Origin of the sequence: Paraburkholderia panacisoli, from assembly GCF_008369935.1 — a bacterium.
Lineage (GTDB): Bacteria > Pseudomonadota > Gammaproteobacteria > Burkholderiales > Burkholderiaceae > Paraburkholderia > Paraburkholderia panacisoli.
Genome location: NZ_VTUZ01000027.1, coordinates 38,119 through 63,746 on the forward strand (window position 1 = coordinate 38,119; position 25,628 = coordinate 63,746).

The 25,628-nt window shown below is 63.3% G+C and carries 23 protein-coding genes; 13 read left to right on the forward strand and 10 right to left on the reverse strand.

Going from position 1 to position 25,628, the window contains the following annotated elements; genetic code table 11:
- Positions 1-157: 157 nt before the first annotated feature.
- The 3 genes from pnp to FVF58_RS31785 form a co-directional block, all read right to left on the reverse strand.
- On the reverse strand, positions 158-2,305 hold the full coding sequence (gene pnp / locus FVF58_RS31775; protein ID WP_149673733.1) for a polyribonucleotide nucleotidyltransferase: 2,148 nt from the start codon (positions 2,303-2,305) through the stop codon (positions 158-160).
- A 365-nt stretch (positions 2,306-2,670) separates the two neighbouring features.
- The gene (rpsO, locus tag FVF58_RS31780) at positions 2,671-2,943 is read right to left on the reverse strand and encodes a 30S ribosomal protein S15 (RefSeq protein WP_149673734.1); all 273 of its coding nucleotides are present in this window, start codon (positions 2,941-2,943) and stop codon (positions 2,671-2,673) included.
- A gap of 196 nt (positions 2,944-3,139) precedes the next feature.
- Positions 3,140-4,459: a branched-chain amino acid ABC transporter substrate-binding protein gene (locus FVF58_RS31785; RefSeq protein WP_149673803.1), complete on the reverse strand. Its 1,320-nt coding sequence runs from the start codon at positions 4,457-4,459 to the stop codon at positions 3,140-3,142.
- A 190-nt stretch (positions 4,460-4,649) separates the two neighbouring features.
- Here FVF58_RS31785 and FVF58_RS31790 point away from each other — a divergent pair, with 190 nt between their 5' ends.
- Positions 4,650-5,201, forward strand: a complete 552-nt coding sequence (locus FVF58_RS31790; RefSeq protein ID WP_149673735.1) for a hypothetical protein — start codon at positions 4,650-4,652, stop codon at positions 5,199-5,201.
- 170 nt (positions 5,202-5,371) lie between these two features.
- Here the strand turns inward: FVF58_RS31790 and FVF58_RS31795 are convergent, their stop codons facing one another.
- The 6 genes from FVF58_RS31795 to ilvN form a co-directional block, all read right to left on the reverse strand.
- The gene (locus FVF58_RS31795) at positions 5,372-6,919 is read right to left on the reverse strand and encodes a 2-isopropylmalate synthase (protein WP_149673736.1); all 1,548 of its coding nucleotides are present in this window, start codon (positions 6,917-6,919) and stop codon (positions 5,372-5,374) included.
- Positions 6,920-7,292: 373 nt separating this feature from the next.
- Positions 7,293-8,162 (reverse strand): CDP-diacylglycerol--serine O-phosphatidyltransferase, encoded by an 870-nt coding sequence (gene pssA / locus FVF58_RS31800; protein WP_149673737.1) that lies wholly within the window; start codon positions 8,160-8,162, stop codon positions 7,293-7,295.
- Between the two features lie 23 nt (positions 8,163-8,185).
- Positions 8,186-8,824, reverse strand: coding sequence for a phosphatidylserine decarboxylase (locus FVF58_RS31805; RefSeq protein WP_149673738.1), 639 nt, complete (start codon positions 8,822-8,824; stop codon positions 8,186-8,188).
- 116 nt (positions 8,825-8,940) lie between these two features.
- A complete protein-coding gene (gene ltrA / locus FVF58_RS31810; RefSeq protein ID WP_149673739.1) occupies positions 8,941-10,641 on the reverse strand; it encodes a group II intron reverse transcriptase/maturase in 1,701 nt (566 codons plus the stop codon).
- Positions 10,642-11,766: 1,125 nt separating this feature from the next.
- The gene (gene ilvC / locus FVF58_RS31815) at positions 11,767-12,783 is read right to left on the reverse strand and encodes a ketol-acid reductoisomerase (protein ID WP_149673740.1); all 1,017 of its coding nucleotides are present in this window, start codon (positions 12,781-12,783) and stop codon (positions 11,767-11,769) included.
- 130 nt (positions 12,784-12,913) lie between these two features.
- Positions 12,914-13,405: an acetolactate synthase small subunit gene (gene ilvN / locus FVF58_RS31820; RefSeq protein WP_042327505.1), complete on the reverse strand. Its 492-nt coding sequence runs from the start codon at positions 13,403-13,405 to the stop codon at positions 12,914-12,916.
- Between ilvN and FVF58_RS54275 the strand changes: the two genes are divergently transcribed.
- On the forward strand, positions 13,404-13,538 hold the full coding sequence (locus tag FVF58_RS54275; protein ID WP_281291307.1) for a hypothetical protein: 135 nt from the start codon (positions 13,404-13,406) through the stop codon (positions 13,536-13,538). The two genes, ilvN and FVF58_RS54275, sit on opposite strands and share 2 nt — an antisense overlap.
- On the opposite strand, the gene FVF58_RS31825 is transcribed toward FVF58_RS54275, so the two are convergent.
- Positions 13,516-15,279, reverse strand: a complete 1,764-nt coding sequence (locus FVF58_RS31825) for an acetolactate synthase 3 catalytic subunit (protein WP_149673741.1) — start codon at positions 15,277-15,279, stop codon at positions 13,516-13,518. The two genes, FVF58_RS54275 and FVF58_RS31825, sit on opposite strands and share 23 nt — an antisense overlap.
- A gap of 365 nt (positions 15,280-15,644) precedes the next feature.
- Between FVF58_RS31825 and FVF58_RS31830 the strand changes: the two genes are divergently transcribed.
- The 11 genes from FVF58_RS31830 (at position 15,645) to FVF58_RS31880 (ending at position 25,625) form a co-directional block, all read left to right on the forward strand.
- Positions 15,645-16,208 carry an RNA polymerase sigma factor gene (locus tag FVF58_RS31830; protein WP_073429561.1) on the forward strand — a complete coding sequence of 188 codons (564 nt, stop codon included), beginning with the start codon at positions 15,645-15,647 and terminating at the stop codon, positions 16,206-16,208.
- Positions 16,205-16,627, forward strand: coding sequence for a DUF3619 family protein (locus FVF58_RS31835; RefSeq protein ID WP_149673742.1), 423 nt, complete (start codon positions 16,205-16,207; stop codon positions 16,625-16,627). Before FVF58_RS31830 ends, FVF58_RS31835 begins: the two co-directional genes overlap by 4 nt.
- A 16-nt stretch (positions 16,628-16,643) precedes the next feature.
- On the forward strand, positions 16,644-17,402 hold the full coding sequence (locus tag FVF58_RS31840; RefSeq protein ID WP_149673743.1) for a DUF3106 domain-containing protein: 759 nt from the start codon (positions 16,644-16,646) through the stop codon (positions 17,400-17,402).
- A gap of 13 nt (positions 17,403-17,415) precedes the next feature.
- Positions 17,416-17,937, forward strand: coding sequence for an RDD family protein (locus FVF58_RS31845; protein WP_149673744.1), 522 nt, complete (start codon positions 17,416-17,418; stop codon positions 17,935-17,937).
- A gap of 231 nt (positions 17,938-18,168) precedes the next feature.
- Complete coding sequence (locus FVF58_RS31850) at positions 18,169-19,110, forward strand: UDP-2,3-diacylglucosamine diphosphatase (RefSeq protein ID WP_149673745.1); 942 nt, start codon at positions 18,169-18,171, stop codon at positions 19,108-19,110.
- Positions 19,111-19,151: 41 nt separating this feature from the next.
- Positions 19,152-20,183 carry a glycosyltransferase family 4 protein gene (locus tag FVF58_RS31855; protein WP_149673746.1) on the forward strand — a complete coding sequence of 344 codons (1,032 nt, stop codon included), beginning with the start codon at positions 19,152-19,154 and terminating at the stop codon, positions 20,181-20,183.
- 21 nt (positions 20,184-20,204) lie between these two features.
- The gene (locus tag FVF58_RS31860) at positions 20,205-20,837 is read left to right on the forward strand and encodes a diacylglycerol kinase (protein WP_149673747.1); all 633 of its coding nucleotides are present in this window, start codon (positions 20,205-20,207) and stop codon (positions 20,835-20,837) included.
- 258 nt (positions 20,838-21,095) lie between these two features.
- Positions 21,096-21,821: a TetR/AcrR family transcriptional regulator gene (locus tag FVF58_RS31865; RefSeq protein WP_149673748.1), complete on the forward strand. Its 726-nt coding sequence runs from the start codon at positions 21,096-21,098 to the stop codon at positions 21,819-21,821.
- Between the two features lie 2 nt (positions 21,822-21,823).
- Positions 21,824-22,408: an LOG family protein gene (locus FVF58_RS31870; protein WP_149673749.1), complete on the forward strand. Its 585-nt coding sequence runs from the start codon at positions 21,824-21,826 to the stop codon at positions 22,406-22,408.
- A gap of 151 nt (positions 22,409-22,559) precedes the next feature.
- Positions 22,560-23,306, forward strand: coding sequence for an SDR family oxidoreductase (locus FVF58_RS31875; protein WP_149673750.1), 747 nt, complete (start codon positions 22,560-22,562; stop codon positions 23,304-23,306).
- A gap of 258 nt (positions 23,307-23,564) precedes the next feature.
- Entirely contained in the window at positions 23,565-25,625 is a 2,061-nt protein-coding gene (locus FVF58_RS31880) for an ArnT family glycosyltransferase (protein ID WP_149673751.1), read from the forward strand.
- Positions 25,626-25,628 lie beyond the last annotated feature (3 nt).

A 25,628-nucleotide genomic window follows, 5' to 3' on the forward strand; every position in this document is an offset into this window, starting at 1 on the left:
ACAGACTCGAATCGTCTGACCTGCGGCACAGCGCCCGATGCAACTAGAGTACCCGCTTGTCTGCGTTTGCATATGTGCGCAACGCAATCCACCCTGCACCCTGCATGAAAAACGGCCGGCGCGCATTCACGCTGCCGGCCGTTGCCCCACTACCGCATTACTGCGGCGTCGGTTCGCCTTGCGGCGCGCCGTTCGCGGCGTCGTTCAGCAACGCCTTGGCCGACAACCGCACGCGGCCCTTCTCGTCCGTCTGGATGACCTTGACCTTCACCTGCTGACCGTCTTTGAGATAGTCGTTGATGTCCTTGATACGCTCGTTGGCGATTTCAGAGATATGCAGCAGACCGTCCTTGCCCGGCAGGATGTTCACGATCGCGCCGAAATCGAGCAGCTTGAGCACGGTGCCTTCATACACTTGGCCCACTTCGACTTCCAGCGTGATGTTCTCGATGCGCTTCTTCGCTTCGGCCATCCCTTCGCTGCTCGTGCTCGCGATGGTGACGATGCCGTCGTCCGAAATGTCGATCGTCGTGCCGGTTTCTTCGGTCAGCGCGCGGATCACCGAACCACCCTTGCCGATCACGTCGCGGATTTTTTCCGGGTTGATCTTGATGGTGATCATGCGCGGTGCGAATTCCGACAATTGCGTGTTCGCGCCCGACACCGCCGAGGTCATCTTGCCGAGGATGTGCATACGGCCTTCCTTCGCTTGCGCGAGGGCGACCTGCATGATCTCCTTGGTGATGCCCTGGATCTTGATGTCCATCTGCAGCGCGGTCACCCCTTGCTCGGTGCCCGCCACCTTGAAGTCCATGTCGCCGAGGTGATCTTCGTCGCCCAGGATGTCGGTCAGCACGGCGAAACGATTGCCTTCGAGGATCAGGCCCATCGCGATGCCGGCGACGTGCGCCTTCATCGGCACGCCGGCGTCCATCAGCGCGAGGCAGCCGCCGCACACCGAAGCCATCGACGACGAACCGTTCGATTCGGTGATTTCCGACACGACGCGGATCGAGTAGCCGAATTCGTCGGCGCTCGGCAGGCACGCGGCCAACGCGCGCTTGGCGAGACGGCCGTGACCGATCTCACGGCGCTTCGGCGAACCGACGCGGCCCGTTTCGCCGGTTGCGAACGGCGGCATGTTGTAGTGGAGCATGAAGCGCTCGCGGTACTCGCCTTCGAGCGCGTCGATGTTCTGCTCGTCGCCCTTCGTGCCCAGCGTGGCGACCACCAGTGCTTGCGTTTCGCCGCGCGTGAACAGCGCCGAGCCGTGGGTACGCGGCAGCACGCCGGTACGGATTTCGATCGGGCGCACGGTGCGCGTGTCGCGGCCGTCGATACGCGGCTCGCCGTTCAGGATCTGCGTGCGGACGATCTTCGCTTCGATGTCGAACAGCACGTTGCCGACAGTGGCCTTGTCGGCCGCTACCGTGCCCGCTGCCGACGCGTCTGCCTCGAGCTTCGCCGACGTCGCTGCGTAGACTTCCTTCAGCTTGGTCGAACGCGCCTGCTTGTCGCGGATCTGGTAAGCGGCGAGCAGATCGGCTTGCGCCAGTTCCGTCACGCGCGCGATCAGCGGCTCGTTCTTCGCCGCCGGTTGCCAGTCCCACTCCGGCTTGCCGCCTTCGCGGACCAGTTCGTGGATCGCGTCGATCGCGATCTGCATCTGCTCATGGCCGAACACCACGCCGCCGAGCATCACTTCTTCGCTCAGTTGCTGCGCTTCGGATTCCACCATCAGCACCGCGCGTTCCGTACCGGCGACGATCAGGTCGAGCGCCGATTCCTTCATTTGCGGACGCGTCGGGTTCAACACGTATTCGTTGTTGATGTAGGCTACGCGCGCTGCGCCGACCGGGCCGTTGAACGGCAGGCCGGACACCGCCAGCGCCGCCGACGCGCCGATCAGCGCGGGGATGTCAGCGGGGATTTCCGGGTTCAGCGACAGCACGTGGATCACGACCTGGACTTCGTTGTAGAAGCCTTCCGGGAACAGCGGACGCAGCGGACGGTCGATCAGGCGCGAGATCAATGTTTCGCCTTCCGACGGACGGCCTTCGCGACGGAAGAAGCCACCCGGGATCTTGCCGGCGGCATAGGTCTTTTCGAGGTAGTCGACGGTCAGCGGGAAGAAGTCCTGACCCGGCTTGGCCGTCTTGGCGCCGACCACGGTCGCCAGCACGACGGTGTCTTCGACGTCGACGATCACCGCGCCGCTTGCTTGACGAGCGATTTCGCCGGTTTCGAGGCGAACGTTATGTTGTCCCCACTTGAACTCTTTGACGATCTTATTGAACATAGTCATTGCTTTTCCTCATCGTAGTGCCGCGCGGACCAGAAGCGGCGCGGCAACGCCAGACCGGCGCCGCATGGGAAGAGTAGTGTTATGCCATTCCAGAGAACCACGCCCTACGTCGAGTACGTGCGCGAACCGCTGGAATGACACAAAGCTCTGCCCTGAGGCCCGGCCGTGTTTCTTTTTTGCTGCCTGCTCTACTGCCTTGTTACTGCCTTGTTTACTGCAAGTACTGCTCTTTCCTGCACCCGCCGCATGAACCGGCACGCCACTGCGGAGCACAGGCGATGCGCGTCACATGAAGCGCACCGTGCAAAAACAAAATGCCTGTATCAGTGGAACTGACACAGGCATCTTGCTGAACGACTGGCCGATTACTTACGCAGACCCAGCTTCTCGATCAGGCTGCGGTAACGATCCGCGTCCTTGCCCTTCAGGTAGTCGAGCAGCTTGCGACGGCGGCTCACCATGCGCAGCAGACCGCGGCGGCTGTGGTGATCTTTCGCGTGTGCCTTGAAGTGAACGGTCAGTTCGTTGATGCGGGTCGTGAGCAGCGCGACCTGAACTTCGGGGGATCCGGTGTCGTTAGCTGCGCGTGCGAATTGCGCAACGACTTCGGACTTCTTGCTTGTTTCAACTGCGGACATGTCGATTTCCTTGAGAACTAGACAGGCGGTCACGGAAGAAAGGCCGTGCCGTGGAATACCCCCGTGTGGCAGACAAATATGACAACCTGCTTCACAACGGGACGCGTATTGTAGCACAGCCCAATCCGGTCGCGAACCCCGCTGCGGCGGGCTGGATCATGCGCGATGCGCGGATTGCGCCATCGCGCGCCGCGCGTCAGGGCCGCTGCATCTTGCAGACGGTCGGCAGCACGGTACGCTCGGGCGGCAGCGCCAGCACCGTGCGGAAGCCGTAGCCGGAGCCTTCGTTGTCGAAACGCACGCCTGGCTTGCCGGCTTTGTCCATTTCCATCACGTACAGCGGCTGGATCAGTTGATGGTCGTCGGCGCGCATCCACGATGCGTGGAAGCCGTTGTCGAAGCGGATGCCTTCAAGCGCCCGCGCGACCGCCGTCGGATCGGCGCTGCCGGCGCGGTTCATCGCCGCTGCAAGGGTTTCGATCATCAACGGCATGCGCAGCACCGGGTAATCGTCCTGCGCGGCCGGGAAACGGGTCCGGAACATGGTGTACCACGTGTCGGAAGCGGTGCCGCCCGCGTTCGGATGCCAGTCGGCGACCGCGATCACGTGGCCGACGCCGGCGTCGCCCAGCGCGGCCGGTGCGCCGAGGCTGTTGCCGTAGAACGTGTAGAACTTCGTATCGAGCCCCTGCTCGCGCGCAGCCTTGACGAGCAGCGTCAGGTCGTTGCCCCAGTTGCCCGTGATTACCGCGTCCGCGCCGCTCGCGCGGATCTTCGCGATGTAGGGCGCGAAGTCTTTCACGCGGCCGATCGGATGAAACTCGTCGCCGACCACCGCAATATCCGGGCGTTTCGCCGCCAGCGCCGAACGCGCGAGGCTGCTGACATCGTGGCCGAAGCTGTAGTCCTGATTCAGCAGATACACCTTCTTCACCGCACGGTCGCGCTGGATCACGTCAGCCAGCGCATCCATGCGCATGCCCGCGTGAGCGTCGAAGCGGAAATGCCAGAAGCTGCAGTCGGCGTTGGTCAGCGCGGGGTCGTCGGCGGAATAGTTGAGCAACAGCGCGCGGTTGTCGGGCTCGCGGCGGTTCTGCTTGTCGATCGCGCCGATCAGCGCGGCCGCGACCGCCGAGCTGTTGCCCTGCATGACGTAGCCGATATGGCGGTCGGCGGCCGCGCGCAGTTGCGTGAGCGCCTCTTCGGTGCTGCCCTTGCTGTCCAGCACGACCAGTTCAAACGGATGCGCGCCGTCGGCAAGCTTCACGCCGCCGTGCGCGTTCACCTGCTCGACGCCGAAGCGCAGATTGCGCTCGACCGCCGCGCCCGCATTCGCGAACGGGCCGGACATGCCTTCGATCAGCGCGAGCTGGATCGGCGCGCCGCCAGGCTTGCCAGTCGGCCCGCTGGACGGGTTCGCCGCCGGGTTTGCCGGCGACGCGCCCGCCGCATAAGCCGCCGCAGCCATCGAAATCGTTGCCAGCGCCACTGCCGCCGCCCGTTGCCACATCGCCATCGTGATTGCCCCGCCTGAATCGTCGAAGCGCGGATCATAGGACGTACCGGACGGAATAAGCAAGCCAGCCTGGCCGTTACCGTACCAGGCGCAGCGGCCTGCACGAAGCGCGGATCTTTTACCGCAGCGCATGTCAAAATGTTGCGTCTCGATGATAAAAAACGCTACTCAAACGCCATCGGAGGAACACATGTCGAACTCCCATCACTCCACGGGGGCCTCGATCGGAACGCCGGCCGCCGCACGTGTGCGCCGCGCGGCGCTGGCCTGCCTGTGCGCGCTGGCGTTGGCCGGCTGCGTGCAGCCCTGGCAGCAATACAGCCAAGGCGCGGACGAATCGACCATCATCGCGCGCCTCGGGCCGCCGCGCGAAAGCTACGACCTGCCTAACGGCGGCAAGCGGCTGATGTGGCCGACCCAGCCGATGGGCGAAACCACCACCGCCGCCGACATCGACGCCGCCGGCAAGATCGTCAACGTGCGCCAGGTGCTGCAACCCAACGAGTTCTATCGGGCCGAAATCGGCAAATGGACCAGGAGCGACGTGCTGGTGAACTTCGGCCGCCCGGTCGAAACCTCGTACTTCCCGCTGATGAAGCGCGAGGTCTGGACCTATCGCTACCTGGAAGACAACGTCTGGTACATGCTGTACAGCTTCTACTTCGACGAACAGGGCATCGTGCGGCTCACGCAGAAAACCCCTGACCCGTTGCACGATCCGGATCGTCGCTCGTTGTTCTGAGCGGGCGCCCGAACGTGATGCGCGACGCGCGAGGCCAATGAACTCATCGCGTGCGCGCGACGCGCGACACAGCAAAACAAAAGCCCCGTACCTGCAACGGCACGGGGCTTTTTCCATTTCACTTCCGACAAACGCTCACGCGGTCACGCCAGCGGCGCACCTCGTCCACCTCACTCCGAGCGCTGCGGATTGAGCTTGTCCGCATTCGAATACAGCTTGTTGAGCGCCGAGATATACGCCTTCGCGGAAGCCGCGACGATATCCGGATCGGTGCCCACGCCATTGACGATGCGTCCGCTCTTCGACAGCCGCACGGTCACTTCACCTTGTGCCTGCGTGCCGGTGGTGATCGCGTTGACCGAGTACAGCAGCAGTTCGGAACCGCTGCCCACTTCGCTTTCGATCGCGTTGAGCGTGGCGTCGACAGGGCCGTTGCCGCGCGCTTCGCCGGTGATCTCCTTGCCCTCCACCGAGAACACGACCTTCGCGTGCGGCTGCTCGCCGGTCTCCGAATGCTGCGACAGCGCCACGAACTTGTAGTGCTCGCGCTCCTGCGCTTCAGCCGATTCCTCGGTGACGATCGCGATGATGTCCTCATCGAAGATTTCGGACTTGCGGTCGGCCAATTCCTTGAAATGCGCGAACGCGGTGTTCAGTTCCGCTTCGCTGTCGAGCCCGATCCCGAGTTCCTGTAAGCGCTGCTTGAACGCATTGCGGCCCGACAACTTGCCGAGCACGATCTTGTTCGCGCTCCAGCCCACGTCTTCGGCGCGCATGATTTCGTAGGTATCGCGCGCCTTCAGCACGCCGTCCTGGTGGATGCCGGACGCGTGCGCAAACGCGTTCGCGCCGACCACCGCCTTGTTCGGCTGCACGACGAAACCGGTGATCTGCGACACCAGCTTCGACGCCGGCACGATCTGCGTCGTATCGAGACCCAGCTCGAGGCCGAAGTAATCCTTGCGGGTCTTCACCGCCATCACGATTTCTTCGAGCGAGGTGTTGCCCGCGCGCTCGCCGAGGCCGTTGATCGTGCACTCGACCTGGCGCGCGCCGCCGAGCTTCACGCCGGCCAGCGAGTTCGCCACCGCCATGCCGAGGTCGTTATGGCAATGCACCGAGAACACCGCCTTGTGCGAGTTCGGAATGCGTTCGCGCAGCGTCTTCACGAGCTGGCCGTACAGTTCCGGCACGCCGTAGCCAACCGTGTCCGCGATGTTGATGGTGGTCGCGCCCTCGGCGATCACTGCTTCCAGCACGCGGCACAAGAAGTCCATTTCCGAGCGGCTGCCGTCTTCCGGCGAGAACTCGACGTCGTCGGTGAACTTGCGCGCGAAACGCACCGCCAGCTTCGCCTGCTCGAACACCTGGTCCGGCGTCATGCGCAGCTTCTTTTCCATGTGCAGCGGCGACGTCGCGATGAACGTGTGGATGCGGAAGCGCTCGGCCGGCTTGAGCGCGTCGGCCGCGCGCTGGATGTCCTTGTCGTTCGCGCGGGCCAGCGAGCAGATCGTGCTGTCCTTGATCAGGCCTGCGATCGTGTGAATCGAATCGAAGTCGCCGTTCGAGCTCGCCGCGAACCCGGCTTCGATCACGTCCACTTTCATCCGTTCGAGTTGCTTCGCGATACGGATTTTTTCCTCTTTCGTCATCGACGCGCCGGGCGATTGCTCGCCGTCACGCAACGTGGTGTCGAATATGATCAGTTTGTCGGACATGTCGGGTCTCCTGGGGAGTCGTTCGGATGTGGGGATCGGATATTGGAGTTCGGGTGCTTGCGCCACCGCTGGCGACGCTCAACCGCAGACGAGGTAGGCCCAGGGCAAAACGACTAGCGGCGATCAGCGCGGCAGCCGCGCCAGTGCCAGCACCAGCGCGCCGGCCGGTGCGCCGGCTTGTTGAGACTCGCATGGCGGCTCAAAAGCGCACGTGAACACAGTCATCCGATGACTATAGCGGCATTCCCGCCGCCACGCAATTAGCGTCAGACCTGCCTCTGAAGCACCATCCGGCGGGCTCGCCGAAAGAAAAAACGGCAGCCCGAAGGATGCCGTTTTTGCATGTCACTACCACGATAGCCGACGTAGCCCGCTACCTGTCGTGCACCACCGAACGGGCCGGATTCGCCCTGCCCCGCACCGCCTGATAGCCCCAGAACACATAGCCGGACAAACCGTACAGCACGAACAGGCCGAACAGCATCAGCGGCGGATCGGACGACACCAGCACGAACGCGACCACCACCAGTAGGATCACGCCGAACGGCACGCGATGCCGCACGTCGAGCGCCTTGCCGCTATAGAACGGCGCATTCGACACCATCGTCACGCCGGCGTAGATGGTCAGCACGAACGCAACCCACGGCAGCCAGACCAGCTTCAGCGGCACGCGGTTGTCGGTGGCGAGCCATACGAAACCGGCGATCAGCGCCGCCGCGGCCGGGCTCGGCATGCCCTGGAAGAAGCGCTTGTCGACCACGCCGATATTGGTGTTGAAGCGCGCGAGCCGCAACGCCGCGCCTGAGCAGTAGACGAAGGCCGCGAGCCAGCCCCAGCGGCCGAGGTCTTTCAGAATCCACTCGTACATGACGAGCGCGGGCGCGACGCCAAACGACACCATGTCCGACAGGCTGTCGAACTGTTCGCCGAACGCGCTTTGCGTATGCGTCATACGCGCGACGCGGCCGTCCATGCCGTCGAGCACCATCGCCACGAAGATCGCGATGGCCGCGATTTCGAAGCGCACGTTCATCGCCTGCACGACGGCGAAAAAGCCGCAGAACAGCGCCGCCGTGGTAAATGCGTTCGGCAGCAGATAAATGCCGCGTTTTCTCAGGAACTGCTGGCGCTGCGCGCGCCGGCTCTCGACGACCGGCGACTCCGCGACGATCGGCTTGTTGCGGCGGAACGGACGCGGCAGCGGTCCGCTGTTACGGGGTCGACGCGGTTTGAATGCGGCCATTCGGAAACCTCCTGTGTGCCGCTTTAGAGTTCAGCGAGGATCGTGGACGACGCGGACACCTTTTCGCCGATCGACACACGCGGACGGCTGCCCACCGGCAGATACACGTCGACGCGCGAGCCGAAGCGGATGAACCCATAACGCTGGCCACGGGTAAGCGGCTCACCAGTACGCACATAGCAAAGAATGCGCCGCGCGATCAAACCGGCGATCTGCACCGAGGTCACCGTCTGGCCGCCGGCCATCTCGATCACCACCGCATTGCGCTCGTTTTCGAGCGACGCTTTGTCCACCGCGGCATTCAGATATGCGCCCGGGAAGTATTCGACCTTGGAGATCGCGCCATCCACCGGCGAACGCTGCGAGTGGACGTTGAAGACGTTCATGAACACGCTGATCTTCAGCGCTTCACGGTTCGCGTACGGATCATGCGCGGTTTCGACCGCGACGATGCGCCCGTCGGCCGGACACAGCACGGCGTTGGCCTGGGTGGGAATCGGGCGGGCCGGATCGCGGAAGAACTGCACGATGAAGATCAGGATCAGCCAGAACAGCCATGCAATGCCGAACCCCGCGAAGGCGTGAACCAGTAATGCAACGACGGCCGCGATGGCGATGAACGGCCAGCCTTCTCGCGCGATGATCGGATGAGGGTAATTCATGGATGGCTTCTGTTTTTTGGAGGGTAGCCCCCCTTCCTCGCGGAAGAGGGGCCCCCTAAGAACCGTACGTGCGAGTTTCCCCGCATACGGCTCAAATCTACAATCAAAGCCCTGTCTTAGGACCGGGCCGGCTTAGTTACCGCAATTTTACCTGCGTGCACCTGCTGATGGCAGTGCGGGTGAAGCAGAACCCTGTTCGAGAGAGCGTCCGTACCACCGTGCATCCGATACTCCAGATGATGGTCATGCCAGCCGGTCTCCTTCGTCAGCGCACAGCCGCAATGCGAGCAAAGCCCGTCTTGCGACATGTATAGCGAGACCCATTGCTTCCGATAGCGCATTGAGTGTTCCATGCGCGCCTGTCGCAACTGCTCGCCATACTGCTCCCACTCGGGATCAAAGGGATTGAATGCACCTTTGACCTTTCTGTGTCGCTTAATTTCCGTACCGCTAAGTTGGTACAGGCTAAGCAACCCCTTACTGCCGTCGTCACGAGCTACAGGAACAGCGAACACCCAGTTCCGATTGCCCTCCGAGTGAAAATATTTCTTCTTCACCCAGTCGGCATTCTTGTTCAGGTGCCGCCTCGTCGACCACCGCCAGAGTCTTCGGAAAATCAAAGACTCCATGCGGCTGTATGCCTCTTTGGCGACCACGGGACTGTGATACTGCGCCCAGCCTCGTAGCATCGGGTTCAGCAGTCGAATCAGATTCTCCTGCTTCACCGTCTTGTGACCGCTGATCGTATCCGCCACCTTGCGATAGAACGTTTGCACGTTTTTCTTGCTCGGCTTGATGAGCAGAGTCCCCGAATACTTACGGAAATTCCACCCCAGGAAATCAAAGCCCGAATCGATGTGCGTGATACGCGTTTTCTCCTCGGACAGTTGCAGACCTCGAACGGCAAGGAATGCTTCCACCCAGGGTCGGACTTCCTGCTCCAGCAACTCTTGCGAGTCACCGGTGATCACGAAGTCGTCCGCGTACCGCACTACATTGACTTTAAGCTTGTTGGCTTTTGCGATCCCAAACTTCGCACTGAGGTGCGCCAGCAGTTCTCGCTCCAGCCCGTTCAGCGTCACATTCGCCAGCGTCCGAGAAATGATTCCTCCTTGCGGCGTACCGGCCTCTGTCGCCTGAAGCTGCCCCTTGTAAATCAGGCCAGCTTTCAGCCATTTCCGGAGGATTTCCTTGTCCATCAGGACATGGGTCTCCATCCAGTTGTGGCTAATATGGTCGAAGCATCCCTTGATATCCGCCTCCAGCACCCAACGGGCAGAGCCCTTCTGGGACATGGCGACGAAAATCTGTGACATGGCGTCAGCCGTCGAGCGGTTTAACCTGAACCCATACGAGTTCGGGTCGCTCGTCGATTCCGACACCGGCTCTAGAGCCAGCAGATACAAGGCTTGCATCGCCCTGTCCCGCATGGTCGGAATGCCCAGAGGGCGCTCCTTTCCATTGGCCTTGGGGATAAAGACTCTCCGTAAAGGCAGAGGCTTGTATCCACGCCGCTTCAACCTGCCGACAGCAAGCCATCGGCTCTCAGGCGAGTCCCAAAGTTCGCGATCGACTCCAGCCGTTCGCGCACCCTGATTCTGCGTAACACGTCGTACCGCATACAGCTTCGCGGACAACGTGCGGGTCAACATCCGTTGCAGGGCTCTCCCCCTGCGCCAGTTGCCTTCCCGCGTCGCCTTCGCAATTCGAATCTGCATCCCTCTCACGTTCCGTTCAACCCGCCGCCAATCTACGGCGTACCAGTTGTCCGGCGCGTGGGAAAGCGCAGATCCGTCCTTTCGGACAGATACTCTCATGCTGCTCTCCTACTCGAAGAAGTGAATCCCGAGCGGAGAACAGATCGCCCCTTGCGGGAGCGATCTGCTCCCGCAAGGGGGTTAAAAACGTATGCTGACGGTCCGGAAGCCCGACAGCAATCATCTTCCAGCTAAAGGGTTAGTCAGCCATCTTGCGACGGTAGACCAGACGGAAGTCTGCCCGCTTTCGCGTGGGGTAATGTCCCAACCCCTATCCGACCCATTACAGACCGGCTTTCGCTTTCTCCGTCATCCCATACCTGCACAATCAACAGCGTCCCTCACGGTTCGCCTGCCAGTCAAACTACGACCGGCAACCATACAGGCTTACCACGTTCCCGGCATGTCACACGACTGACTTAGGTTCTGCCTATTCCCCGGCGGTCCGATGACGACGTAACCCGAATTTACAGCGGGTTATCCGACCGCACACCTGTTTGGTTGATGCCTGTCAGCAGCTTTGGCACCGTCCTACTTACGAGGTTTATCAGCAGTTCACTTGCATTAACCGTATCAGCCAGCCTAGCGCCTCAACCCCTTTGCTGCTTGGAGTCTCTGAGTGAATACCTCGCGGCATTCACGCACCCATTACTTCTGGGGGCTACATTGTCAGAAGAGCTTCACACCCCACCGTTGCCAGTGACGCATGTCTTCGTAGGCTACTGCTGGTCGTACAGCAGGTTCACTTCACACGCCATACTGCTGACGTGCCCGAACAATGACACACCGAGCTTGCGCTCGTGCTTGCAGCGATCCGTTGCCCAAAGGCTCGGGAGTTACATACGACAATCCGCTTTGTTAGCGGTATTGAAGCCGCTAACTCGGCGGAACCTGACGGTAATCAGGTCAATGCAAATGCGGGCGAAGATACAAGTATCGACGTCCGCCTACGGCAGCGATTCCAGGCAACTTCACCAAGTCTCGCTTCGCTACACAGGGGTGGCCTCAAGGTGCCACCAAATGGGACGGCCTTCGCCGTCCAGTCGATGCGACGCGTGTCGCACGTAAAACCGTAGGATAGCAAAAGCCGCCCAGGGTTCAGCACCCTTGGACGGCTTTTTGATTTGTCCGGCCGGCGCGCGAACGCGACGAATCGGACTTCAGCGGTGAATCGCCGGTAATCGCTTAGTTCTTCGACTGGTCGACCAGCTTGTTCTTCGCGATCCACGGCATCATCGCGCGCAGCTTCGAACCGACCTGTTCGATCTGGTGCTCGGCCGTCAGACGGCGGCGCGATTGCAGCGTCGGTGCGCCGGCCTTGTTTTCGATGATGAAGCTCTTTGCGTACTCGCCCGTCTGGATGTCGGTCAGCACGGCCTTCATCGCCTTCTTCGTTTCAGCCGTCACGATGCGCGGACCCGTCACGTATTCGCCGTATTCGGCGTTGTTCGAGATCGAGTAGTTCATGTTCGCGATGCCGCCTTCGTAGATCAGGTCGACGATCAGCTTCAGTTCGTGCAGGCACTCGAAGTACGCCATTTCCGGCGCGTAGCCCGCTTCCACCAGCGTTTCGAAGCCGGCCTTGATCAGGTCGACCGTACCGCCGCACAGCACGGCTTGCTCGCCGAACAGGTCGGTTTCCGTTTCTTCGCGGAAGTTGGTTTCGATGATGCCGGCACGGCCGCCGCCGTTCGCCGCTGCGTACGACAGCGCGATGTCACGTGCTGCGCCCGACTTGTCTTGCGCGACCGCGATCAGGTGCGGCACGCCGCCACCTTGCGAGTAGGTGCCGCGAACCGTGTGGCCCGGTGCCTTCGGCGCGATCATGATGACGTCGAGGTCGGCACGCGGAATCACTTGACCGTAGTGAACGTTGAAGCCGTGCGCGAATGCCAGCGCCGCGCCTTGCTTGATGTTTGCGTGCACTTCTTTCGCGTACACGTCGGCGATCTGCTCGTCCGGCAGCAGCATCATGACGACGTCCGCGCCCTTGACGGCTTCCGCCACTTCCTTGACTTGCAGGCCGGCGTTCTCAGCCTTGCTCCACGATGCGCCGCCCTTGCGCAGACCGACCGTGATCTTCACGCCGCTTTCGCTCAGGTTCAGCGCGTGCGCATGGCCTTGCGAGCCATAGCCGATGATGGTGACCTGCTTGCCCTTGATGAGGGAGAGATCGGCGTCCTTGTCGTAGAAAACTTTCATGTCGGTTCCTTGGCTAGATTCGATGAATCAATGAAATTCAAATACTGCGAATAGTGTGTTGCTGGCCGGGCTCGTCAGGCACGCCCGGCGGTTCGATCGAGACGTCAAATTACGGCTGAAGCGCCGCGCGTCAAACCTTCAGAATGCGCTCGCCTCGACCGATGCCCGAGCTGCCCGTGCGGACCGTTTCGAGAATCGCCGTGGAGTCGAGCCCTTCGATGAAGGCGTCGAGCTTGTCGGCCGCCCCCGTCAGTTCGATCGTGTAGGTCTTTTCGGTGACGTCGATGATGCGGCCGCGGAAAATATCCGACATCCGCTTCATCTCCTCACGTTCCTTGCCGACCGCTCTCACCTTGATCAACATCAGCTCGCGCTCGATGTGGGCGCCCTCGGTAAGGTCGACCACTTTCACCACCTCGATCAAGCGGTTCAAATGCTTCGTGATCTGTTCGATCACGTCGTCCGAGCCAATGGAGACGATGGTCATGCGCGACAGCGAACGGTCTTCGGTCGGTGCCACCGTCAAGGTTTCAATGTTGTAGCCGCGTGCCGAGAAGAGACCGACCACGCGTGATAACGCGCCCGGTTCGTTTTCCAGCAGGACGGAAATGATGTGTCTCATGATTCGCTTCTTCCAGATGTTTGTCGATGTCTGCGAGCAGTGCGGCGCCGCTTCGTCCGCCCGCGCCTTTTTTGAAGGCGTGCATGACGAAGTCGGCTGCCGGGCCGTCGTTATAGATCTTCCGAACCCATGAGCATCTCGGTGATGCCCTTGCCGGCCTGAACCATCGGCCAGACGTTTTCGGTCGGATCGGTCTGGAAATCGAGAAACACCGTGCGGTCTTTCAGGCGCAGCGCTTCCTTGAGCGCCGGCTCCACATCGGCCGTGCGTTCGATACGCATGCCGACATGGCCGTACGCTTCAGCGAGCTTCACGAAGTCCGGCAGCGCATCCATGTACGAATGCGAATAGCGCTTGCTGTATTCGATCTGCTGCCACTGGCGCACCATGCCCAAATAGCGGTTGTTCAGCGAAATGATCTTCACCGGCGTGTCGTACTGCTTGCAGGTCGACAGCTCCTGGATGCACATCTGGATCGAGCCTTCGCCCGTGATGCACAGCACGTCGTCGTCAGGGTGCGCCATCTTCACGCCCATCGCCGCCGGCAGGCCGAAGCCCATCGTGCCGAGACCGCCGGAGTTGATCCAGCGGCGCGGCTTGTTGAAGCGATAGAACTGCGCCGCCCACATCTGGTGCTGGCCGACGTCGGAACACACGAAGGCATTGCCGTCGGTCAGCTCCCACGCCTTTTCCACCACGTACTGCGGCTTGATGACGTCGCTCTTGCGGTCAAACTTCAGGCAGTCTTTCGCGCGCCAGGCTTCGATGTCTTTCCACCAGTCGGCGAGCGCCGCGGTGTCCGGGCCATGCTCGGCCGTCTGCAACTGCTCGATCAGTTCTTTCAGCACTTCCTTCACATCGCCGACGATCGGAATGTCGACCTTGACGCGCTTGGAAATGGAAGAAGGATCGATGTCGATATGGATGATCTTGCGCGGACGCGACGCGAAGTGCGTCGGGTCGCCGATCACGCGGTCGTCGAAGCGTGCGCCGATCGCGATCAGCACGTCGCAGTGCTGCATCGCCATGTTGGCTTCGTACGTGCCGTGCATGCCGAGCATGCCGAGGAATTTCTTGTCGCTCGCGCGGTAGCCGCCCAGTCCCATCAACGTGTTGGTGACCGGGTAGCCGAGCAGGTCGGCGAACTGATTCAGCTCACGCGACGCATCCGCGAGAATGATGCCGCCGCCGGTGTAGATGTACGGGCGCTTCGCCGACAGCAGCAGCGAGACCGCCTTGCGGATCTGGCCGGAGTGGCCCTTCGTGACCGGGTTGTACGAGCGCAGCGAAACGCTCCTGATCGGTTCGTACTGGCAAGGTGCCTTCGACACATCTTTCGGAATGTCGATCAGCACCGGGCCGGGACGGCCGGTACGGGCGATATAGAAGGCTTTCTTGACGGTGGCGGCGAGATCGCGCACGTCCTTCACGAGGAAGTTGTGCTTCACGCAGGGACGCGTGATGCCGACCGTGTCGCACTCCTGGAACGCATCCTGGCCGATCGCGGCAGTCGGCACCTGGCCGCTGATCACCACCATCGGGATCGAATCCATGTAGGCGGTGGCGATGCCGGTCACCGCATTGGTGACGCCGGGGCCGGAGGTCACGAGGCACACACCGACCTTGCCGGTGGAACGCGCATACGCATCGGCGGCGTGGACCGCAGCCTGCTCGTGGCGCACGAGAACGTGCTGGAATTTGTCCTGCTTGTACAGCTCGTCGTAAATGTAGAGTACCGAGCCGCCGGGATAGCCCCAGATGAACTCGACGTCTTCGTCGGCCAGTGCCTTCATGAGCACGGTGGCGCCGATAGAGTCAGCTTCGTGAGGGGGGGTCGTATCCGACGTGGAGAATTCCGCGCTGGGCATATTCATCTATTCACCTTTCGAATTTTCGGCAAAAAATTGATCGGGTGCTCTCTGCCGGGCTTGTGGCTCGGGTTCAAGCGGCGCGTCCAGTTGACAGGTGAGCTTCTTGGGCCACACCTCAATTGAGACAAGTCACTTATGTTGCGAACCAGCGAAGATATCTGCTGCCGCGCATGCGGTCAAGCAAATATTGCCCTGGCGCCCTGTCCCCTCATCCCGGGATTGACCGCATTCGTCGCGCATCCTGTTATGTGGATGCAAGGTAGACCACGTTTCACCCCCAGGTCGGGCAAAAGTTTGTTAGGATCCGCGAGCTTTACGACATTTTTCGACCGATTACGCGCACGCTCGCTGCGCCGACCCCCAAACGGATGGCATCAGACAAGGAACTCGCCGATTTTCTGGCGGGCGTCGAAAGGCGCGCATTCAAGCAGACGGTCTACGCCGTGCGGGACGACGACGCCTCGCTCGACATCGTGCAGGACGCGATGATCAAGCTCGCCGAAAAGTACGGCGACCGTCCGGCGGCCGAATTGCCGTTGCTGTTTCAGCGTATTCTGCAGAATGCGATGCACGACTATTTCCGTCGTGCCAAAGTACGCAATACGTGGGTTAGCCTGTTTTCGTCGCTGGGCAATGCCGACGACGACGAATTCGATCCGCTGGAAACATTCGAGGCCCAGCAAGGCTCGGCCGGCGCCGAGAGCAACGAGCAGAAACTCGAGCGCGAACAGGTCTTGCAGTCGATCGACGACGAGATCCAAAAATTACCGGCACGTCAACGGGAGGCGTTTCTCATGCGTTATTGGGAAGATATGGATGTCGCCGAGACTGCCGCCGCGATGGGCTGCTCCGAAGGCAGTGTGAAAACGCACTGCTCGCGAGCCACGCACACGCTGGCGCAAGCGCTCAAGGCCAAAGGAATCACGCTATGAGCTCCCTCGAAACAAAAGAACTCGAGTTCGCGCGCCAGGTGCGCCGTGCGCTCGACGAAAACGCCGCCAGCATTCCGGCCGCCACCGTCGATCGACTCGCCGCGGCGCGCCGAGCCGCGCTCGCCCGCAAGAAGCCCGAACCCGTCAGCGCGCCGGCGTTCGTGCCCGCTTTCGCCGGCATGGCGGCCGGTCTGCCGCAAGTCGAAATCCCGCGGCGCCGCCGTTCGCCGCTGCGCCGCTTCGCGCTCGCGTGGCCGCTCGCCGCGCTGGTTGTGAGCCTTGTCGGCATTGCGTACTGGGAGGACCAGCAGCGCACCGCCGAACTCGCCGATATCGATGCCGCCATGCTTAGCGACGACCTGCCGCTCAATGCCTATCTCGACCACGGTTTCAACGCGTACCTTTCACGCGCCCATTGAGCGGGAGATTTTTCGGGTGAGTTACAAGCGCGGCCTAGCCGTTGTTTTCGGATGCGCGATCGCGGCCCTGGTGTCGTTCGCGGCGACGTATCCGCGCTTTCACCCGAGCCCGTCGTCGCCCACCGGCGCGCTCGCGCCCGGCGGCAACGCGACCGCGAGAGCGCCCGCCCCGACGCTAGCCGTCGAATTGCCTGGCCTGCCCGGCAGCAACAGCCCGATGGCATGGTCGCGCCTGAGCGCGGCCGAGCATGTCGCGCTCGCGCCGTTCGAAGCCCAGTGGGATTCGTTCAGCGACGAACGCAAGCGCAAGTGGATCAAGATCGCATCGCGCTACCCCAAAATGTCGCCCGACGCGCAAAAGCGCCTGCATGAGCGCATGAGCGAATGGGTGCGCATGACGCCCGATCAGCGGCGCGTCGCCCGCGAAAACTATCAGGTGTCGAAGGAATTATTGCCGCGCGAGGCACGTCAGAACGCGTGGAAGGCCTATCAGCAGCTGCCCGAGGAACAGAAGGAGCGGCTTGCCGCCAGCGAGCGCAAGCGGCGGCCGAGCGTCGTCAGCGCGCCGCCGCTCGCGCACAAGGAAATCAAGGGAATCGACCGCATCGTCAACGCGCGCGAGCACGGCGCAAGCGGCCTGGCGGCCGCGAGCGCCGCGCCGGCGTTGCCGAGTCCGGCGGCCACGCCGGCCATTCCGGCCCCGGGCAGTTTCGTGCCCGCCACGCCGTTGCCGGTGTCGCCGGCCGAAGCGCCGTCGATCTTCAACGGCTCCTGAGCGGCGCCCCACCGTGTCCCAGCCGCTCGCCACCTCGACCCTGCCCGCCGACGCGCCCGGCACCGCCCCCACCGTTCGCCGGCGGCTCGCGGCCCTGGTCTACGAAACGCTGATTCTGTTCGGCGTGGTGTTCTTCGCTGGCTATCTGTTCAGCACGCTGACGCAGCAACGCGACGGGCTGACTCATCACAACCTGCTCGCCGCATGGATCGGCCTCGTGGTCGGCCTGTACTTCGTGTGGTTCTGGACCCACGGCGGCCAGACCCTGCCGATGAAAACCTGGCGCTTGCGAGTCGTCGCCGCCGACGGCTCGCCGCTCTCCGCCGGCCGGGCGATCGCCCGTTACGTGCTCGCGTGGCTGTGGTTCCTGCCGCCGCTCGCGCTGCATCCGCTGCTCGGACTGCGCTTGCCGCAGACGCTGGCGATCGCCGGCATCTGGTTCGTGCTGTGGACCGCGACCGGCCTCTTTGGCGCGCAGCGTCGGTTTCTGCACGACCGGCTTGCGGGCACGCGCGTGATCGCTATGGCGCGCTGAGCGACCGCGCCGGGCGGCCACGCCAGGCATGTCTATCACCCTCGGTTAGCCGCCCGCATCATCCCAGCCGCTGCACGGCTCGCCTCAACCGCTCCCCGTTGCAACGTCACTAGCGTCCGCGCCTGCTCCCCCCCCGCAGTCCCCCAGCAGTAATAAGAACTTCTCATGACTGTCATGGCACCGTCACGCGCGCCCGGCCCAATACGGGCACCGCAACTCGACGCGTGAGCCATGGACCACAAAACGTCCGCGACTTCCCTGTTCCGCCAGACCGGCCCGAGCGTCGACCCCGTCGCGTTCCGCCCGGACCCGAGCCCGGCTCACCACGGCCTGCCGCTGCCCGTGACGCCGCCACGCGACGACCATGCCGCCCATCCCGAAGACGAGCACGCCGACCCGCACCGCTACCGCACCATCTGGCTGTCCGACATCCATCTCGGCTCGAGCGGCTGCCAGGCGCCCTATCTGCTGGACTTCCTGCGCCACAACGAGTCGGAGTACCTGTACCTCGTCGGCGACATCATCGACGGCTGGCAGTTGAAGAAAGGCTGGTACTGGCCGCAGGCGCACAACGACGTCGTGCAGAAAGTGCTGCGCAAGGCGCGCAAAGGCACCCAGGTGATCTACGTGCCCGGCAATCACGACGAAGCCGCGCGCCAGTTCTGCGACCTCGCGTTCGGCGACATCCACGTGCGCGGCGAAGCGTTTCACACCACGCTCGCCGGCAAGCGTCTGTGGATCGTCCACGGCGATCTGTTCGACGGCGTGATCCAGCACGCCAAGTGGCTCGCCTATCTCGGCGACACGCTCTACACGATGATCCTGGTCCTGAACCGCTGGTTCAATCGCATCCGCAGCAAGCTCGGCTTTCCGTACTGGTCGCTATCGCAGTACCTGAAGCACCAGGTGAAGAACGCGGTGAACTTCATCTCGTCGTTCGAGAGCGTGATGACCGACGAAGCGCGCCGCCGCGGCTGCGACGGCGTGGTCTGCGGGCACATTCACAAGGCCGAGATGCGCGACATCGACGGCGTGCTGTATTGCAACGACGGCGACTGGGTCGAGAGTCTGTCGGCACTCGTCGAGACCTATGAAGGCGAACTCAAGGTGATCTACTGGACCACGCTGCGCGCTCCGCAGGTCGACACGCAGAAGGCCCGGGCGACCGCGTAGTCTTCCTAACTTCCATTGCACCCGAATCGAGGAACAAGCCGATGAAGATCATGATCGTCACCGACGCATGGGAGCCGCAGGTCAACGGCGTCGTGCGCACGCTGAAAAACACCACGCGCGAACTCACCGCGCTCGGCCATCAAGTCGATCTGCTGACTCCGCTCGAATTCAAAACGATCCCCTGTCCGACCTATCCGGAGATTCGCCTGTCGCTGCTGCCGCGCCGTAAGCTGCGCGAGCGCATCGCCACGTTCGCGCCCGACGCGCTGCACATCGCCACCGAAGGCCCGCTCGGGATGGCCGCACGCACTTATGCGCTGCGCCACAAGCTGCCGTTCACGACCGCTTATCACACGCGCTTCCCGGAATATGTGCAGGCGCGCTTCGGCATTCCGCTTGCCGCGACCTACAAGTTCCTGCACTGGTTTCACAAGCCGTCGCTGGCCGTGATGGCGCCCACGCCGGTGGTCAAACAGGACCTCGAAAAGTTCGGCTTCACGAATGTCGTGCTGTGGACCCGTGGCGTCGATCTGGAGATCTTTCACCAGATGGACTCGAAGGTGCTCGACACGGCGCGGCCGATCTTCCTGTACGTCGGACGCGTGGCGGTCGAGAAGAACGTCGAGGCGTTCCTGCGACTCGATCTGCCGGGCTCGAAGTGGGTCGCCGGCGAAGGCCCCGCGCTTGCCGAATTGAAGTCGCGCTATCCGCGAGCAAACTATCTGGGCGTGCTCACGCAAGCGGAACTGGCGAAGGTGTACGCGGCGGCCGACGTGTTCGTGTTCCCGAGCCGCACCGATACCTTCGGCCTCGTGCTGCTCGAAGCGCTCGCGTGCGGCACGCCGGTGGCGGCGTATCCCGTCACCGGTCCGATCGACGTGCTGGGCGACGGCGGCGCGGGTGCGATGCATGAAGATCTGCGCGAGGCCTGCCTGGAAGCGCTGAAGATCGATCGCAATCACGCGCGCGCGTGGGCCGAACGCTTCTCGTGGGCGGCGGCGTCCGCGCAGTTCGCCGCGCATCTGAAGCCGTTGCCGCACGCGTCGTATCGCGAGGAAAGCGCCGCCGCGTGACGCGGCGCGCGAAGGCCGTCCATGCGAACCAGCCAATCCACGCAATCTGCCGCGAGGCGCGCGTCGAACGGCGCGCTGCGCGCCATCGAGGCCGAGCGCGATGCCGCCGCCCCCGATCCGTTCGACGACGTCGGCGAACCCGCCACACCGATTCATTCGGAGCATGCACAGGGTATGAACGGCAGCGCCGCTGCGGACCGCGCCGACGACGCACCACACGAACCGCTCAGTCCCGACGATCCGCTCGCGCCGCTACCCTTCAATCCGTACAAAGGCAATCGCGGACTCACGCGCGCATGGCACGCGATGAAAAACTCGCTCGCCGGTTTTCGCGTCGCGATTCGCGAGGAGAGCGCGTTTCGTCAGGAACTCACGCTCGCCGCAATCCTGATTCCGTGCGGGCTGCTGGTGCCGGTCGAGCCGGTGTCGCGCGTGTTGCTGCTCGGCTCGGTGCTGCTGGTGCTGATCGTCGAGTTGCTGAATTCGAGCGTGGAAGCGGCGATCGACCGGATTTCGCTCGAACGCCACGAACTGTCGCGCCGCGCAAAGGACCTTGGCAGCGCGGCCGTGATGGTCGCGCTCGGCATGTGCGTGATGACGTGGGGGTTGATCGTCGGGCCGCTCGTCGCGCGTTGGCTCGGCGCGGTGGTGTGACGCCCACGTCGCGCGCGGCGCGTCCCAAAAGCATGAAAACCTTCAGGATCCGCTTGGTATAAGAACGGTCAGTTTATAATCGTTCGATAGTCTCACTGGAAAGCGCCGGGCCGCCCCGTGATTTCCTGGCCCTTCGGGGGGACTTGGCGCGCAGCGCCAGGTTCAGGGGCGCTCGAACATACCAACCGCATCCGGGTGGAACACGCAGCGGCGGCACGCCGCCGCGCGCCCAGCCCGGCATAACCAGGGCCGGACGACATGGAAGCCAAACCTCCCCGCCGCACGCGCGAACGGATTCTCGAACTGTCGTTGAAGCTGTTCAACGAAATCGGCGAGCCGAACGTCACGACGACGACGATTGCCGAGGAAATGGAAATCAGTCCAGGCAATCTGTACTACCACTTCCGCAACAAAGACGACATCATCAACAGCATCTTCAGCCAGTTCGAGCAGGAGATCGAAAAGCGTCTGCGTTTCCCCGACGACCATCGCGCGACCATCGACGAAATGTGGTCGTATCTGCAATACATGGTCGACTTCACGTGGCGCTACCGTTTCCTGTATCGCGACCTGAACGACCTGCTCGCGCGCAACCGCACGCTCGAAACACACTTCAAGCAGATCATCAGCCACAAGGTGCGTTTTGCGAGCCAGTTCTGCGAGCAACTCGTCGCGGACGGCGAAATGGTGGTCACGCCGCAAGAGATGCAGGTGATCGCCACCAACGTCGGCGTGATCGGCACGTACTGGCTGTCGTATCAGTTCGTGATGAATCCGCGCAAATACAATGAGCAGGAAGCGATCCGCGCGGAGCTGCATCAGGTGAGCGTGCAGATCGTGTCGCTGATGGCGCCTTATCTGCGCGGCCGCTCGCGGCAGATTTTCGACGACCTCGTGTCCGGCAAGCTGCCCAAGCGCGAGTTCTACGACTACCTGCCGCCGAAGGAAGGCGCGGCGCCTCGCAACGAATCGAAGGACGTTTGAGCATGAAGTCGGTGTGTGTGTATTGCGGCTCCGCGAACGGAGCCAAACCGCTGTATACGGACGCCGCGCGCGCTTTCGGCCGCGCGCTGGTGCAAGCCGATCTCGCGCTGGTCTATGGCGGCGGCAAGGTCGGGCTGATGGGCGTGATCGCCGACACGGTGATGGCCGAAGGCGGCCGCGCGATCGGCGTGATTCCCGAGCTGCTGGTCAACAAGGAAGTCGGCCATAACGGGCTGACCGAGTTGCACGTGGTGCCCGACATGCATCAGCGCAAGAAGATGATGGCCGACCTGTCCGACGCGTTCGTTGCGATGCCGGGCGGCGTGGGCACGCTCGAAGAGCTGTTCGAGGTCTATACGTGGGCGCAGCTCGGCTACCATGGCAAGCCGGTGGCGGTGCTGAATATCGACGGCTTTTACGACCCGTTGATCAGCATGCTACGGCACACGGTGGACGAAGGCTTCATGCGTAAGACCTATTTCGACATCCTGCAAATAGATGCCGATCCCGTCGCGCTGATCGACAAGCTGCAACGCTATCAGCCGCCCGTCAGCGACAAGTGGGCGATCAAACGCGACTCGGTCTGACGCGACCCGGTCTGACGCGGCCCGGTCTGACGCGACCCGGTTGAACTTGCCACAGCTCTGAGTGCCCCGCCCTGATTCCACTACGCCGCGTTCAGGCGCCTGCAACACCGGCCGCGCTTCGCACGGCCCTCACGCGAACGATGAGGTTGCGATGACGAAAGCCGTTCTGATCACTGGTGGCAGCCGCGGCATCGGCCGTGCGACCGCGCGTCTGCTTGGCGCTCGCGGCTGGTTCGTCGGCGTGAACTACGCGCGCAATCTGGCCGCCGCCCGGGACACCGTCGCCGAAGTCGAGCGCGCCGGCGGCCACGCTTTGGCGATCGAAGGCGACGTCGCCAACGAAGCCGATGTGATCGCGATGTTCGACGCGCTTCAGCAAAAGTCCGGCCGGCTCGATGCGCTCGTCAACAACGCCGGGATCGTCGCGCCGTCGAGCCAGCTCGCCGACATGGACCTCGCGCGTCTGAAGCGGATGTTCGACGTCAACGTGCTCGGCGCGTATCTGTGCGCGCGCGAAGCCGCGCGGCGCATGTCGACGGATCGCGGCGGCGCGGGCGGCGTGATCGTCAACGTTTCGTCGGCGGCGGCGCGCCTCGGCTCGCCGAACGAATACGTCGACTACGCCGGCTCGAAAGGCGCCGTCGATACGATGACGCTCGGCCTCGCCAAGGAACTCGGCCCGCAGGGCGTGCGCGTGAACGCGGTGCGCCCCGGCCTGATCGATACCGAGATCCACGCAAGCGGCGGCAAGCCCGAGCGCGCCGCGCAGCTCGGCGCGACCACGCCGCTCGGCCGCCCCGGCAGCGCCGGCGAAGTGGCCGAAGCCATCGTCTGGTTGCTGAGCGACGCAGCGTCCTATGTGACGGGCGCGCTACTCGACGTTTCCGGCGGACGCTGAGTCACGCCCGTTTTCAAGGCGCGGCCCGCGGCCGCCCCTTTCCCCCGCGCTTCCCATCCCCCGAACTACGAATTTCCGTCGATTTGACGACGAGTGCGTGCGTTTGCGCATGTATCGCCAACACATTCGGACTTTTCTGTAATCGGCCGTAATAATTCGCGACTACAATCGCATCCGATCGCGTGCAATAGCAGGCGACGCACTGCCATAACATCAGTACGCGGCCCATGCCGCCGCGTGCGGCGACCAGAGATTTTCATGCTAGAAAAACCAGCCGCGCCGTGGCGCGCGACACATGTCGCAACGACGACATCCGCGCCCGCCGTTACCGCAGGCGGCGCTCAAGAGCCTCCACATTCGGTCCCGCGCGGCGGAGCGCTGCCCCACCCGGTGCATGGCCCGCTTCACAACCCGCTCGACAGCCGGTTGCACACCACCCCCGCCGACGCCGCGCGCGCGGCCGGGCACGGCGCGCAGACAGCCGAAGCGAAAGCCTTCCCGGACGCCGCCACCCCCGCCGGCGCAACCGATCGCGCCGCCCGCGGCGTGCGCCGCTGGCGCGCGCTCGCCGCTGTTCGTCCGCTGTTATGGCTCGTCGCGCTGGCGATCCTGTGCGCGTGGCTGCTGCCTGGCACCCTCGGCCATGAGCCGTGGAAGCAGGACGAAACCTACACGTTCGGCATCGTCCAGCACATGCTCGACACCGGCGATCTGGTCGTGCCCACCAACGCCGGCCAACCGTTCGTCGAAAAGCCGCCGATCTACGACTGGGTCGCCACCTGCCTCGCCTGGATGTTCGGCCGCTATCTGCCGCTGCACGATGCGGCGCGTCTCGCGAGCGCGCTGTTCGCCGGACTGACGGTCTACTACACGGCACGCATCGCGCGCCGCGCGGCGGACGCGTCGAGCTGGTTCGACCTGCGTGTGATCGGCACGCTGGCGTTGTTCGCCGGCACGCTTGTCGTCGTCAAGCACGTGCACGATTTGATGACCGACATCGCCCTGATGGCCGGCGCCGCGCTAGGCTTCTGCGGACTCTTCGAGCTGGTGTTGGTGCATCTGCGCGACGACGCGCGTGAGCAACCGGTCGACGCGCGCGCGCGGCGCGATGCGATCCTCAGCGGCGCGGCGATGTTCGGCGCGGGGGTCGGCGTGACGCTGCTGGCCAAGGGCCTGTTCGTACCGCTCGTGTTCGCCGCGACCACCGTCGCGGTACTCGTGCTGTATTCCGCTTGCCGCAGCCGCAGCTTTGCCGGCGCGCTCGGCGTCGCCGCGCTGGTGTGCGCGCCGTTCGCGCTGATCTGGCCGATCTGCTTCTACCTGCGCTCGGAAACGCTCTTCAAGGTCTGGCTGTGGGACAACAACGTCGGACGCTACTTCGGTTTTTCGGTGGCCGAACTCGGCTCCGAAAACGAGAGCCACCTGTTCGTGCTGCGCACGGTGTTGAGCGTCGGCTTCCCGGTGGTGCCGCTGGCGCTAGCCGCGCTTGCCGGCGGCGCGTGGCGGCGCTGGCGCGATCCGCGCGTGGCATTGCCGGCGATCTTCGCGGGCATCGGCTTCGCCGTGTTGCAGAGCTCGGCGACCGTGCGCGAGCTGTACATCCTGCCGTTCATCGCGCCACTCGCATTGCTGGCGATGCAGGGTGTGGAAAGGCTGCCCCGTCGCCTGCATGTGAGCTGGGACATGGTGAGCCGCGTGCTGTTCGGCAGCACGGCGGCACTCACGTGGATCATCTGGTCGATCATGAGCAGCCCGACGCACACGCATGCGCAGTTGCACCTGCTCAGCCGCTGGCTGCCGCTCGATTGGGTGTTGCCGGTCAAACCGGTGCTGGTCGCCGCCGCCCTGCTGATGACCTTCGGCTGGCTATGGCTGCTGCCGCTCTTCAAGCACAGCGGCAAGTGGCGCGGCGTGCTGAGCTGGTGCGCGGGCGCGACGCTCGCGTGGGGGCTGGTGAGCACGTTGCTGCTGCCATGGCTCGACTATGCGAAGAGCTACCGCTCGGTGTTCGAAGAACTGGCGGCGAAGATGAATATCGAGTGGAACGACGGCGATTGCATGGCTAGTGCCGGGCTGGGCGAATCCGAAGCGCCGATGCTCTACTACTACACCGGTATCGAGCATCAGCCGGCTGCGGACACGCGCAACACCGAATGCACGTGGCTGATCGACGAAAGCCGCCGCGACCATGCGCGCGCACCGCAGGGCGAATGGCGCCTGTTCTGGTCGGGCGCGCGTCCGGGGGATACGGATGAACTGTTGCGGGTGTTCGTGCGTACGCCCGCTACCACCACTCCGGCTGCGGCGCCACGCAATTAGCGC